General features: G+C 73.4%; 11 protein-coding genes and 1 pseudogene. 6 read left to right on the top strand and 6 right to left on the bottom strand.

Annotation, left to right across the window (positions count from 1 at the left end; translation table 11 throughout):
* Position 1: 1 nt before the first annotated feature.
* The 3 genes from HZS56_RS09200 to HZS56_RS09190 all read right to left on the bottom strand — a co-directional run bounded on the left by HZS56_RS09200 (position 2) and on the right by HZS56_RS09190 (position 3,509).
* Positions 2-2,224 carry an NHLP family bacteriocin export ABC transporter peptidase/permease/ATPase subunit gene (locus tag HZS56_RS09200; protein ID WP_216720219.1) on the bottom strand — a complete coding sequence of 741 codons (2,223 nt, stop codon included), beginning with the start codon at positions 2,222-2,224 and terminating at the stop codon, positions 2-4.
* Positions 2,221-3,027: an HlyD family efflux transporter periplasmic adaptor subunit gene (locus HZS56_RS09195; RefSeq protein ID WP_216720218.1), complete on the bottom strand. Its 807-nt coding sequence runs from the start codon at positions 3,025-3,027 to the stop codon at positions 2,221-2,223. The genes HZS56_RS09200 and HZS56_RS09195 overlap by 4 nt, the downstream gene beginning before the upstream one ends.
* Positions 3,028-3,293: 266 nt before the next feature.
* Positions 3,294-3,509, bottom strand: a complete 216-nt coding sequence (locus HZS56_RS09190) for a type A2 lantipeptide (protein WP_216720217.1) — start codon at positions 3,507-3,509, stop codon at positions 3,294-3,296.
* Between the two features lie 605 nt (positions 3,510-4,114).
* Here HZS56_RS09190 and HZS56_RS09185 point away from each other — a divergent pair.
* The 5 genes and pseudogenes from HZS56_RS09185 (at position 4,115) to rfbB (ending at position 9,854) form a co-directional block, all read left to right on the top strand.
* Entirely contained in the window at positions 4,115-5,461 is a 1,347-nt protein-coding gene (locus HZS56_RS09185) for a S1 family peptidase (RefSeq protein WP_216720216.1), read from the top strand.
* Positions 5,462-5,773: 312 nt separating this feature from the next.
* A complete protein-coding gene (locus HZS56_RS09180; RefSeq protein WP_216720215.1) occupies positions 5,774-8,218 on the top strand; it encodes a SpoIIE family protein phosphatase in 2,445 nt (814 codons plus the stop codon).
* Between the two features lie 38 nt (positions 8,219-8,256).
* A pseudogene (locus tag HZS56_RS09175) lies at positions 8,257-8,388 on the top strand (CBS domain-containing protein); the annotation flags it as partial.
* Positions 8,389-8,513: 125 nt separating this feature from the next.
* Positions 8,514-8,693: a hypothetical protein gene (locus HZS56_RS09170; RefSeq protein ID WP_216720214.1), complete on the top strand. Its 180-nt coding sequence runs from the start codon at positions 8,514-8,516 to the stop codon at positions 8,691-8,693.
* Between the two features lie 165 nt (positions 8,694-8,858).
* Complete coding sequence (gene rfbB, locus HZS56_RS09165) at positions 8,859-9,854, top strand: dTDP-glucose 4,6-dehydratase (protein ID WP_216720213.1); 996 nt, start codon at positions 8,859-8,861, stop codon at positions 9,852-9,854.
* Between the two features lie 112 nt (positions 9,855-9,966).
* Here rfbB and HZS56_RS09160 read toward each other — a convergent pair whose 3' ends face one another.
* On the bottom strand, positions 9,967-10,548 hold the full coding sequence (locus tag HZS56_RS09160; RefSeq protein ID WP_216720212.1) for a hydrolase: 582 nt from the start codon (positions 10,546-10,548) through the stop codon (positions 9,967-9,969).
* A 138-nt stretch (positions 10,549-10,686) separates the two neighbouring features.
* Between HZS56_RS09160 and HZS56_RS09155 the strand changes: the two genes are divergently transcribed.
* Entirely contained in the window at positions 10,687-11,187 is a 501-nt protein-coding gene (locus tag HZS56_RS09155; RefSeq protein ID WP_216720211.1) for a metallophosphoesterase family protein, read from the top strand.
* Between the two features lie 23 nt (positions 11,188-11,210).
* Here HZS56_RS09155 and HZS56_RS09150 read toward each other — a convergent pair whose 3' ends face one another.
* Together HZS56_RS09150 and HZS56_RS09145 are read right to left on the bottom strand one after the other, a co-directional pair.
* The gene (locus HZS56_RS09150; RefSeq protein ID WP_216720210.1) at positions 11,211-12,464 is read right to left on the bottom strand and encodes a YncE family protein; all 1,254 of its coding nucleotides are present in this window, start codon (positions 12,462-12,464) and stop codon (positions 11,211-11,213) included.
* Between the two features lie 411 nt (positions 12,465-12,875).
* The gene (locus HZS56_RS09145) at positions 12,876-13,229 is read right to left on the bottom strand and encodes a hypothetical protein (protein ID WP_216720209.1); all 354 of its coding nucleotides are present in this window, start codon (positions 13,227-13,229) and stop codon (positions 12,876-12,878) included.
* Positions 13,230-13,351 lie beyond the last annotated feature (122 nt).

Here is a 13,351-nt window from a genome sequence, read left to right as displayed (position 1 = left end):
CTCACCGCTCCCTGACCAGCGAGGCGTACGCACCGCCGTGCGCCACCAGCTGCTCGTGGCGTCCGCGCTCCACGACCGTGCCGTGCTCCAGGACGACGATCTCGTCGCTGTCCCGTACGGTGCTCAGCCGGTGCGCGATCACCACGCAGGCGCAGCCCCGCCGGCGCAGGTTGTCCATGACCACCAGCTCCGTCTCCGCGTCCAGCGCGCTGGTCACCTCGTCCAGGACCAGGATGCTGGGCCGGCGCACCAGGGCCCGCGCGATCTCCAGACGCTGGCGCTGCCCGCCGGAGAAGTTCCGCCCGTCCTGCTCTACCGGGCTGTTGATACCGCCCGGGCGCCGCATCACGACGTCGTACAGGGCCGCGTCCCTGAGCGCGTCCACCACCGCCGTGTCCGGAATCGACGGATCCCACAGCGCCACGTTGTCGCGCACCGAGCCCTCGAAGAGGAACACGTCCTGGTCGACGAAGGAGACCGAGGCGGCCAGCGCCCCGCGCGGCACGTCCTCCAGCCGCTGCCCGTCGATCCGGATCACCCCGTCCCACGGGGCGTACAGGCCGGAGATCAGCCGGGACACCGTGGACTTGCCGCTTCCCGAGCCGCCCACCAGCGCCACCTGCTGCCCGGGGCCGACCGTCAGGTCGAAGCCGGTCAGCAGCGGCTTGTCGAGCGGGTTGTAGCCGAAGGAGACGTTCTGCAGCTCCACGTGGCCGTGCAGCCGGCGAGTGGAGTCGAGGCCGCCGGGACGGTCGTAGAGCGGGTCCGTCCGGAAGTTCTCCACGTCCTTGAGCCGCGCCACGTCCGCCGCGAAGTCCTGGATGCGGCCCGCGACACCGTTCAGCCGGGTCAGCGGGGCCGTGAAACGGACCACCAGCGCCTGGAAGGCGACCAGCAGACCCACCGAGATGTGGCCCTCGACCGCGCGCATGCCGCCGATCCACAGGATCAGCGCGCTGTTCACCGTCGCGAGGGCCGGCGCGACCACCCCCAGCCAGGCACTGGGCACCCCGAGCCGCTGCTGCTCCTCCAGCGTCGTGGCGTGCTGCCCGGCCCACTTGCGGAAGTAGCCGTCCTCGCCGCCCGTCGCCTTCATGGTCTCGATCAGCTGCAGACCCGTGTACGCGGTGTTCGTCAGCCGCGCCGTGTCCGCCCGCAGCTTCGCGGTACGCGTCGCGCGCAGCCGGATCACGACCCGCATCGCGAGGATGTTGAGCAGCGCCACACCGACGCCGACGAAGGTCAGCTGCGGGTCGTACGTGTAGAGCAGTACGGCGTACAGCACGACGACGATCGCGTCCACGCCCGCCGCCGCGAGGTCGCGGGCCAGCGTCTCGGCCACGGCGTCGTTGGACTGCAGGCGCTGCACCAGGTCGGCCGGACTGCGCTGCGAGAAGAACGTCACCGGCAGCCGCAGCAGATGGCGCAGGAAGCGGGCGCTGGAGAGGGTCGAGGAGATGATGCGGCCGTGCAGCAGGTTCGCCTGCTGGAGCCAGGTCAGCATGACCGTGAGCAGCACGCACGCCGCCATCGACGCGAACAGCACGCCGAGCAGCGAGGTCTGCCCGCCGATCAGGAACATGTCGATGTAGGTGCGGCTGAGCGCGGGTACCGCCGCGCCGACCGCCACCAGGAGAAGGCTCGCCAGCACGGCGGCGGGGAGCGTCCCGGCGGTGCCCCGCAGCCGGGCCGGCATCGCGCCGAGCACACCGGGCCTGCGGCCGCCGCGGGTGAATCCCTCGCCCGGCTCCATGGTCAGGACGACGCCGGTGAAGGAACCGTCGAAGTCCTCCAGGGACACGAAGCGGCGGCCCTTGCCCGGGTCGTTGACGAACACCCCGCGCCGCCCGAACCGGCGGCCCATGCCGTCGTAGACGACGTAGTGGTTGAACTCCCAGAACAGGATGGCCGGCGTCGTCACCTCGGCGAGCGCGGCCAGGTCCATCTGCATGCCCTTGGCGGTGAGGCCGTAACCGCGGGCCGCCTTCAGGAGGTTGCTCGCCCGGGAGCCGTCGCGGGAGACGCCGCAGGCGATCCGCAGCTCCTCCAGCGGGACGTGGCGGCCGTAGTGGCCGAGCACCATCGCGAGGGAGGCGGCGCCGCACTCGACGGCCTCCATCTGGAGCACGGTCGGCGTGCGCACGGTCTTCGCGCTGCTCCTGGGCACGCTGCGCCGGGGCGGGGCGGCACGGCGTCTGCCGCGGGTCTCCTGTGCGGTGCTCACGGCAGCAGCCAATCGACGGGACGCTGGTCGGCCAGGCGGATCGAGCCCGAGGCCAGGGTCATGGAGGTCAGGGCGAAGGGCGGCCCGTCCGCCGACGACCACGCGTACCCGCTCTTCGTCGACTCCGAGGTGGTCAGCCGCACCGTCACGGCGACCGGCCTGCCGTCCTTGGTGAACTGTTCGCCCAGCTGGCTGTCCCCGAGGAACGCGCCGATGGTCTGTGCCGACTGCGCCGACCGGTCCACCGACTGCACCTTCCCGCGCAGGACGCCGTACTGCTGGGTCGGCACCGACTGCACGGTCAGGTCGACGGAGGCGTGCGCGGGGACGGCGGCGGCGTTCTCGGCCGGGACGTAGACGGTGGCGTACAGCGGATCACCGGCGTGGGCGACCTTCTCGACCGAGGCGACGTTCGCTCCGGTCCGGATGATCTGGCCGACGGTGGCCGCGAGCGCGCTGACCCGGCCGGCGTCGACCGTGCGGACCACGCTCTCGCCCTCGGCGGTACGCACCTTCAGCACGGGCGCGTCGGCGCCCAGTCGCTGACCCGGCTTCGCGAGGACCGCGGTGACCTGCCCGGAAACCGGGCTCTGGAGGAGGTAACTCCCCTGGCCGTGCGTCAGGATGGCGGGCGCGTCGACGGTCGAGGTCACCGAGCCGCCCACCGCCCACACGGACGCGGCGGCCATCGCGACCACGGTCACGGACAGCACCAGCCAGCCCTGCGGTCGGGCGAGACGCACCGGAAGGTCGAGCTCCTCCGGCGACTGGAGCTTGGAGAGGGCCTGTTGGCGGAACTGCACGGCGGACGTACCCCAGTGATTCCCGAAGAGCCTCGTCAGGACGAGAGGGTCGGGCGGGACGAGAGGATGGGCGGAGGGGGTTGGGTGCAACGAGAGGGTTGGAGGGGCGAGCGGGTCGGTGGAACGGGGGAACAGAGAGATCTCGGCCGATCGTGAGGGCCGAACGGGATGGCCGAACGTGAGGGCCGGGTGGACGACGGCCGGGTGGACGGCCGAAAAGCCCCGGAGCCTGGGTGGCTCCGGGACTCAGCGGCACACGGGCGCGATCAGAGACCGGCGACGAGACCCGTGACCGGGGCCGTGTTCAGGCCGGTGACGCCCTCGACGGTACCGACGGCGGTGTTGACCAGGCCGGAGACCGGGGCCACGCCGTCCACCAGGCCGGTGACGGTGCCGACGGCGTTCACGTTCAGGCCGCCGGAGACGTTGTCGAGGTCGGCGTCGGAGATCTCGACGGTCTCAACCTGGGGGGTGGAGTTCATGTGGGAACTTCCCTTCGTATAGCCATTTCACAAGGGGGGAGCGGCCCCCTCTGGGGACAGATGACGGCCGCGACCGCAGACACCGGGCGCCCGTTTCCGGAGCGTCCCCGGTCCCCGCGGTGCGATGGATCAAAGCACGCGTCCAGGCCGGGCTTCCAATCAATCACCCCCTCCCACCAGGCAACTTGCAACGCCGAAGCGACCAACGGTGCAGGTGCGCGCACGCCTTCGCGGCGACTTCTTCACACGGTGCACGACATCGTTCCGGACGCCCCCCTTGCCGGTGCCCGGCCGATTGGGGCACTCCCGCCCCAAAGACGTACGGGGCTGCGGCGTGTTGTGCAGATCCCCCAACGAGGGTGAGCGGGTTGGGCATTCGATGTGCAGATTCACCGGAGCGCCGATTCCGTCCCGCGATCGGCACACTGGGTCGCCGGTCGGTCACGCCGCGTGCCGGGTGGGTGCGGGAGGGGGCGGTCGCGGGCCGCGACCGGACGGCCGGTCTGAACACACCGCCCGATCCGTGCGTACCAACAGCCGTCAAGGCGCCCCCAACAGCACCCGGACCGGCGGCACGCTCCACCGGTCCCAGGAGGTCGAGTAGGTTGAGTCACAAGCGAATTCCGAAGCGCAAGGCCGCGATGGCCGCGGGCGGTGTGGTGGCGCTCGGCGCGGCCGCCATCCTCCTGCCGAACGCCAACGCCTCGCAGGACGGCGGCGGCTCGGGCGACGCGGCGGCGGCCCCGCGGACCCTCAAGGCGGGGGACGCCTCGGACCTCGCCGCGCAGCTCGCCGGCCAGCTCGGCGACGCCTTCGCCGGCTCGTACTACGACGCCGGCGCCCAGCGGCTCGTCGTCAACGTCGTCGCCGGTGACGACAACCAGGTCGTGGTACGGGCCAAGCAGGCGGGCGCGGAGATCCGCGAGGTCGACAACAGCATGACCGAACTGCACGGCGGGGCGCAGACACTGAAGTCCCAGGCGACCATCCCCGGCACCTCCTGGGCGATCGACCCGCGCACCAACAAGATCCTGGTGACCGCCGACAGCACCGTCACCGGTGAGAAGTGGGACCGGCTGGAGTCCACCGTGCAGGGGCTCGGCTCCGGAATGGCGACGCTGGAGAAGTCCGCCGGCACCTTCAAGACCTTCGTGTCGGGCGGCGACGCCATCTTCGGCGGCGGCGCACGCTGCTCGCTCGGCTTCAACGTCACCGCGGGGGACGGTTCCCCGGCCTTCCTGACGGCGGGGCACTGCGGGGTCGGGTCCGAGTCCTGGTCCGACGCCCAGGACGGACAGCCGATCGGCACCGTCGACCAGGCGGTCTTCCCCGGCGAGGGGGACTTCGCGCTCGTCACGTACGACGACCCGGCGACCGAGGCGCCGAGCGAGGTCGACCTGGGCGACCAGACCCTCCAGATCTCCGGGGCCGCGGAGGCGACCGTCGGCGAGCAGGTCTTCCGCATGGGCAGCACGACCGGGCTCGCAGACGGCCAGGTACTCGGCCTGGACGCCACCGTGAACTACCCCGAGGGCACGGTCTCGGGGCTCATACAGACCGACGTCTGCGCCGAGCCCGGCGACAGCGGCGGCTCCCTGTTCACACAGGACGGCCTCGCGATCGGCCTGACCTCCGGCGGCAGCGGCGACTGCACGGCCGGCGGCGAGACGTTCTTCCAGCCGGTCACCACGGCCCTGGAGGCCGTCGGCGCCACCCTCGGCGGGGACGCGGGCGACGGTGCGGGCGACCAGGCCGGCGGCGAGGAGGCCGGCGGTGACGGAGCCGGCGGTGACGAGGCCGGGGGCGGCGACGCCGTCGGCGGTGGTGACGGGGCCGGTGTCGAGCAGCCCGGCGGCGAAGAGGCGGGCGCCGGTCACGACGCGGGTGACGGCACCGGCGTCGGCGACGGCAACGGTGCAGGCGGCGGGGACGGCTCCGGCCCCCTCGGCTGACCGCCACCCCGCCGGGCGACCGGCGCATGCGGCACCCGGACGGGCGGTCCGGTCCTCCGGCGGGAGGACCGGACCGCCGTGGCAGAACGCCCCTGCCTTCAGCGGCTGCCGGGGGATCTCCGGTGGCGCGTCGACGCCCGCTGCGCCGTGCGTGGCGTTGTCGGTCTCGTGGGGCCACCGGGACCGCCGGGGCGGCACGGACGCCGTCGACGTCCGCGCGGGCGCGCTCCCACACCCGGACGCACGCCCCGCACCACCGGTAACAGCTCCGCAGGGGCTGCGCGGGCGCCCCGTTGGCGCTGTAATGGCGACGTGGTCGGAGAGGGTGCTGCGCAACGCGGGCCGAGGGCCCTGCGGGCCGAGGGTGCCCTGAAGGCGATCGCGGCCGGGCCCGACCCCCGCGAGCGCACCCGCCGGATCCTGGAGCAGGCGCTGGTCTTCGCGGGCGCCTCCTTCGCCGCCCTCTACACCCCCGGCGACCACCGCGACCTGCTCTGCCTGGTCGAGTCGGCCGGTGTGCCGCGGTCCCTGTACGGCGTCCGCGACAGCTACCCGGCGTCCGGCGGTTCCGCGGTCGCCGAGGCCCACCGGGGCGGCGTCGCGGTCTGGGTCGGTCCGGAGGAGTTCGCCGGTTCGGCCGAGTCGCGGCGCGTACCGTCGAGCGGCGTCTCGCTCGCCTCGCTGCCCGTGCGCGGGGACGGCGGCTGCCTGCTCGCCTCGACCGAGCAGCCGGACGGCTTCGGTACCGAGGACCGCGCCTGCCTCGAACTGATCGCCGAGGCCCTGATCTGCCCCGCGCCGGCCGAGGCCGCCGACGGCGGGGAACTGCGGCCCGGTGCCTTCACCCTCTCGATGGACAGCGGCCGGGTCGAGGTCGGTGACGGCATCCTGCGGCTGTTCGGCCTCGCCCCCGACGAGTTCGACGGCAAGGTCGAGACACTGCTCGGCCTCACCGTGCCGGAGGACCTGCCGTCCCTCATGTCGGTGACCGAGTCCGACCACATGACCATCGGCGAGCGGGAGCTGGAGTTCCGCGTACTGCAGCCCAGCGGGCCGCCGAAGTGGCTCCGGCTCAGCGGGCGCCTGCTGCCCGGCGGCGAGGGACGGCCGACCCGCCTGGTGGGCACCGTCGCCGACGCCTCCACGCTGCGCCCCGACGTCACCGACGTGGCCCGCGTGCAGCGGCTCGCCACGGCCCTCGCGACCGCCGGGACCGTGCGCGACGTGAGCCAGGCCGTGGTCGCCGCCCTGCGCAGGCCGCTGCGCGCCGACCGGATCGCCCTGGCCGAGCTGGAGAACGACCGGCTGGTCGTCACCGTCCTCGACCCGCCCGACCCCGAGTCCTGGCCCGAGCTGTGGCGGCTGGAGTGGCGCACCGAGTGGCCGGACGCGCCGGTACGGGCGATGCCGACCCTCGCCGCCGCCCTGCGCGAGGGCCGTGCCCGGATATGGCCCGCCGGCTCCGGCGACCTGGAACCCGCGCTCGCCGACGTCGGCCCCGGCGGCCTCGCCGTACTGCCGCTGCCCGCCGGCGGCCGCATGGCCGGGGCCTGCCTGATCGGCTGGGACGCGCCGCACGACTTCGGCCCCGACGAACGCGCCCTGCTCACCGCCTCCGCGGGCCTCGCCGGGCAGGCCCTGATGCGCGCCCACGCCTTCGACGCCGAACACGAACTGGTCGGCATGCTCCAGCGCCAGCTGCTGCCGCGCCGCCTGCCGGAGCTGCCCGGCGCGGTCGCCGTCGCCCGCTACCTGCCCAGCACGGCCGGACTCGAGCTGGGCGGCGACTGGTACGACGTGATCCCGCTGCCCGACCACCACGTGGCCCTCGTCATCGGCGACGTCCAGGGCCACAGCGCCGGCGCGGCCACGCTGATGGGCCAGATGCGCACCGCTCTGCGCGCCTACGCCGCCGAGGGGCATCCGCCGGACGTGGTCGTCTCCCACGCCAACCGGCTGCTGGTGGACATGGAGACCGATCTCTTCGCCACCTGCGTCTACGTCGACCTCGACATGGAGGAGGGCGCCGCCTGGTGCGTGCGGGCCGGGCATCTGCCGCCGGTGCTGCGTCACCCCGACGGCAGCACGGAGATCGCCGAGGCGGAAGGCGGCCCGCCGCTCGGCGTGGTCGCGCAGGCCGACTTCCCGATGAGCCCGCTGCGGCTGCGGCCCGGCACCCTGATCGCCCTCACCACGGACGGCCTCGTCGAGACGCCGGAGAGCGACATCGACGCCGGCCTCGACCGGTTCGCCCACGCGCTGGCCGGCTCCGACCCCGCCCACCTGGGTCTCGTCGCCGACGCACTGCTCGGCGAGGCCCGCCGCAGTGACGACGTCGCCCTGCTCCTCGTGCGCTACGACGGCATGGCCCTGCGCCCGCTGCGGGAGAGCTGGTCGGTGTGGCGCCTGCCGGAGGCCGTGCGGCACGCCCGCCGCTTCACCCGGCGCACCCTGCGCTCCTGGGACGTCGCGGACGACACGATCGACGGCGTGCTCCTGATCGTCTCCGAACTCGTCACCAACGCCCTCGTGCACACCGACGGCCAGGTCCGTCTCGACCTCGCCCTGATCGGCGCCCGGCTGCGCGCAGCGGTCGCCGACGCCTCGCCCCGTACGCCCGTCAAACCGACGAGCATCGGCTGGGAGGCCACGGGCGGACGCGGCATCCTCCTCGTCGAGGCGATGTCGGCGACGTGGGGGACGCTGCCCGTCAGCGGGGGCAAACAGGTCTGGAGCGAGATCGCGCTCGACCGGTGAACGCCCGGCCCGCCCGGGTGCGGGATCCGCCACGGCCGATGCGCGAACACGCGGTGCGCCGCGTCCCCGCGGTCGACGAGGGGCGCCCGGTCGGCATCGTCGCCCTCGGCGACCTGGCGATGGAGCGGGACCCGGAGTCCGCGCTGGGCGACATCAGTGTGGCCCGGCCCACCCCGTGGGGCACCGCGTCCGGTGTTTCACGGCGCCCGCTCCCGGGGACCCGCAGGGGCGAGCGCACCGGGCACGGAAGAACCCGGCAGGACCCGGTGGCGGAAGCAGAAGGAAGATGATGCCCGTGACCACGGACACCAGCGGGAAACCCGCCGTCCGTCGGCTGGAGACAGGATGGTCGAAGGCCCGCCGCCTGCGGAGCAGGGGCCTGATGCGTACCTGCGTACCCGCCGTCGAGGACGGCAGCACTCCTCGCGCACCGCAACCGGGCCAGGAGTCGAACATCGTCCGGGGCGAGGACTGACCCCGCCCCGAGGGTGGTGACACCGCCCAGCGCGCCGGCCTCCGTGCCGGCGCGGTGCGCGTCCGGGCCGCCCGCGGACCGCACGGGCCACGCCGGTAACGTCGCGGGGGCAGCACACCATCCGCCCGCCCCCTCGCAGCGTCGTAGCAAGGCACTGATCCGCAGATGAACATCCTCGTCACCGGAGGAGCCGGCTTCATCGGCTCCCGGTACGTCCGCACACTCCTGGCCCCGGACGAGACGCCCGACGGACCCGCGGCGCCGCGGGTCACCGTGCTGGACGCCCTGACCTACGCCGGGACGGCCGCCAACCTCCCGCTCGGGCACCCGCGGCTGGACTTCGTGCACGGCGACATCCGGGACGCCGCCCTGGTCGACAAACTGACGGCGGACGCCGACCAGGTGGTGCACTTCGCCGCCGAGTCCCATGTGGACCGCTCGATCGACGCCGCGGCGGAGTTCGTCCTCACCAACGTCGTCGGCACCCACACGCTTCTCGACGCCGCCCTGCGGCACGGCGTGGGCCCCTTCGTGCACGTGTCCACCGACGAGGTCTACGGCCCGCTGCAGTCCGGCTCGGCGGACGAGGAGTACCCGCTGCGGCCGAGTTCCCCGTACTCCGCGTCGAAGGCGTCGGCCGACCTGCTGGCGCTGTCCTACCACCGCACTCACGGCCTGGACGTCCGGGTGACCCGGTGTTCCAACACCTACGGCCCGCGGCAGTTCCCCGAGAAACTGGTGCCGCTCTTCGTCACCCGCCTCCTGGACGGCGGCCGTGTCCCGCTCTACGGCGACGGGAGCAACGTCCGCGCCTGGCTGCACGTCGACGACCACTGCGCGGGCGTCGACCTCGTCCGGACCCGGGGCCGGGCCGGCGAGGTCTACAACATCGGCGGCGGCACCGAGTTGAGCAACCGCGAACTCACCGCCCGCCTCCTCGACGCGCTGGGCGCGGGCCCCGACCGGGTGACGCCGGTCGCCGACCGCAAGGGCCACGACACGCGCTACTCGGTCGACTGGAACAAGGCCCGCGACGCACTGGGATACCGGCCCCACCGCGACTTCGCGGCCGCACTGGCCGAGACCGTCGCCTGGTACCGGGACAACCGGGCCTGGTGGGAGCCGCTCGGACGGTCCCTCCGCGAGCGGCCCGCCCGCTGACGGCCCGGCGGCGAACGGCCCGGCGGTCGGTGAGGGGCGGACCGGTCAGCGCGGGCTCGTGGCCCTTCGGCGCCGGACGTCAGCGCGTCGTGGACGCCAGCGCTCGTGGACGTCAGTGCGTCTTGGCCAGCAGCTCCAGGATCTCCGCCGTCGTACCCGTCTCGCCCAGGCGCGGGAAGATCCGCTCGACGCTGTTCCGGTGGGCCTCGGCACTCATGTCGCTCATCGCGTCGGTGGCGAGGGCGACGTGGTAACCGTGCTCGTGGGCGGCGCGGGCGGTGGACTCGACACCGATGCTGGTGGCGATGCCGGTCAGCACGATCTGGGTGACCGAGCGACGCCGCAGCTGGACGTCGAGGCCGGTGCCGTGGAAGGCGCCCCAGTTGCGCTTGGTGACCGTGATGTCGCCGGGACGGCCGGCCAGTTCGTCGACGACCACGTCCCATCCCTCGGGCCGGGGGCCGCCGGCCCCGCCGGCCTCGGTGCGGCCCGGCACGGCGTCGGCGCCGTCGGCGGCGAAGGAGACCCGGACCAGGACCACGGGCAGGCCCCGGGCGCGGAAGGCGTCCGCCAGCTCGGCGCTCCGGGCGACGACCTCGGCGCCGCCGTACGGCTCGGTGGGGGCGGAGACGATGCCGGCCTGGAGGTCGATCACGACCAGGGCGGTACGGGGGTCGAGGGTGGTGACGGCCATGAGGAGGTGCCTTTCGGACGATGCGTGCCCACCACGCTAATTTCCACAGGTAAGACTGTCCAGGTAAGACTGCACAGTTTTACCCGGTGATTGCGCGCCCGCGGGCGCGGGCCGCGCACCCGTGGCTACCCTGGCGGTGTGCGTCTGCTGCTCGTCTCCGACACCCACCTGCCGAAGCGGGCCAGGGAACTGCCCGCGCCGCTGCTGGCGGAGGTTCCCCGCGCCGACGTCGTCGTGCACGCGGGGGACTGGGTCGACACCGCCACCCTCGACCTGCTGGAGAGCCGCAGCCGTCGGCTCGTCGGCGTGTACGGCAACAACGACGGACCCGGACTGCGCGCCCGGCTGCCCGAGGTGGCCCGCGCCGACCTCGGCGGCCTGCACCTGGGCGTCGTCCACGAGACGGGCGACGCCCGGGGGCGCGAGCGGCGCTGCGCCGCCCGCTTCCCGGACCTCGACGTCCTCGTCTTCGGCCACAGCCACATCCCCTGGGACACCACCGCGGACACCGGTCTGCGCCTGCTCAACCCGGGTTCGCCCACGGACCGGCGCCGCCAGCCGTACTGCACCTACATGACGGCCGCGGTGACCCGCGGCCGGCTGGCGGACGTGGTCCTGCACCGGCTGCCCCGCCGCTGACCGGCGGCGCCGGGCGGCTCGGATCAGTCCGTGGCCGGTCCCGTCCAGTCCGCCGCCACCCTGCCCAGGCGGACCCGCTGCGGGTGGTCGCCCACGGGGACCGACACCGACTTCTCGCCGGTGGCGAAGTCGATGGCCGTGACCTGGTCCGCGCCGCTCTCGGAGACGACGCAGTGCCTGCCGTCGCCGCTGACCGTGGCCCAGTACGGCTTGGCGGCCGGGACCAGCGGACCCTCCTGGAGCGTCGTGCGGTCGACGACCGTCGCGTAGTCGTCCATCGTGCCGGCGACGCACACCTTCGCGCCGTCCGGGCTCATCGAAAGGCCGTGGTGCCGCGAGTCGTTGACCCAGGTTGTCCGGTCCTCGCCGGTCGCGGGGTTCTTCGGCAGGGTCTTCGTCCGGGTGATGCGGTCGGTGGCCACGTCGTACTCGAAGAAGCCGTTGAAGAACGAGACCTGGAAGTACAGCTTGGACTCGTCGGGCGAGAAGACGGCGGGCCGCACCGCGTCCGAGTAGTCGCCGAGTCCGATCGCGTCGAGACGCTCGCGCATGTCGATCACCCTGACCCGCTCGTACGTCCGCGCGTCCACGACCGTGATGCGCCGGTCGCCCTTCGTCCAGTCCAGCCAGGGCGCGTCGAGCGCGGTGTTCACCTCGCCGATGGACATGTTCCAGAGGTACTTCCCGTCGGCGGTGAAGATGTTCTCGTGCGGCTTGTCGCCCGTGCCGAACGAGCCGAGTTCCGCACCCGTCCGGATGTCCAGCACGTGCACGGTGTTGGAGGTCGAGGCGGAGACCGCGACCCGGGTGCCGTCGGGGGAGACTGCCATGTGGTCCGCGCGGTAGCCCGAGACGGGGAAGCGCCAGCCGATCTCGCCGGTCGTGAGGTCGACGGAGACGACGTCGGCGAAGCTGGGCCGCGAGACGACCACCGAGCCGCCGTCCGGCGTCGAGTACATGTCGTCGACGAACTGGTCGTGCCCCTCGCCGACGCTGTTGCGGATGGCCTGGAAGTAGATCCACCTGATCGGGTCGGCGTTGATCTCCGCCATCCGCTCCTCGCGGTCCGGGATCACACTGATCCGGCCGATCCTCGCGAAGTCGCCGGTCGAGCGGATGACGTCGGCGGTGCCCTCCCAGTTGTTCCCCACGAACATCACCTCACGCAGGTCCGCGGCGGCGTCCGGGGCGGCCGCGGCGCCGGACGCGGGGACGGAGAGGGCGAGGGCGAGTGCGGCGGCGACGGTGCTGAGGTGCCTGGTCGTGAAGGCAGGCATACTGCTCTCCTCTGACGGTGGGCGTGGTGGGGCGAGGGCACGCGCATGCTGAACACAGCCGCTTCCAGAGTGAACTTACTGCAAAGTAGGGAAGGCTCGCCCTACTCCACAAGACCGTGGACACGACAAATTCGGCCCCGGTGCCGCCCGCCACCTCCAGGTCGACGACCGGGCCGAGGAGGCCGTCCGCACCGCCTCCGCCGGCGCGGAACCTGCCGCTCGCCGGACGGGCCACCGCGGCCTTCCGCACCCGCGCCGCCCATGTGGCAGCCGGTCCGCGCCAGCCGGTCCGCGCCGGGTGCGCAGCACCTTCGTCGAGATCGTCGGCGTAGCCCCCGCGCCCGGAGGAGCAGCGGCCGGCCCACCGGGCCCGCTGGGCCCATGTCATCTGTGCCGAGGTCCGGACAGGCTTCAGGCGCGCCCCGCGAGCAGCGCGCCCGCGCAGCCGAGTACGGCGCACCAGCCCAGCAGGCAACCCGCCAACAGCCGCCGCCGCAGGGCCCGGTACCGTTCCTCGTACTCCCCGCGCAGCCGCTCGGCACGCTCCGCCGTGCGCTGCCAGGAGCCGCGGGCCAGCGCGAGGTGCTCGGCCTCGAAGCGGGCCTCCACCTCACGCCGCTGACGCTCCGTCAGCCAGTCGAGCGGCAGTGTGAAGCGGGCGGCGGCCGACCGCCCCTCCTCACGGGTGGCGGCGACGAGCAGGTGCCCCTCGATCTGGTGGATGAGCAGCCGCGCCGTCGTCGGACGGGCGTCCTCGCCGCTCACCGGAGTGCCGCCGCTTCGACCTTGGGCACGGCGGGGGAGTGGTGGAGGTCGAAGGCGGGGGATTCACTGCGGATGCGCGGCAGCGTGAGGAAGTTGTGCCGCGGCGGCGGGCAGGAGGTCGC

The organism is Streptomyces mayonensis, assembly GCF_018982965.1.
Classification (GTDB): domain Bacteria; phylum Actinomycetota; class Actinomycetes; order Streptomycetales; family Streptomycetaceae; genus Streptomyces; species Streptomyces mayonensis.
Note: the sequence above shows the minus strand (reverse complement) of the source record. Positions and strands in the feature narration are given on the sequence as shown.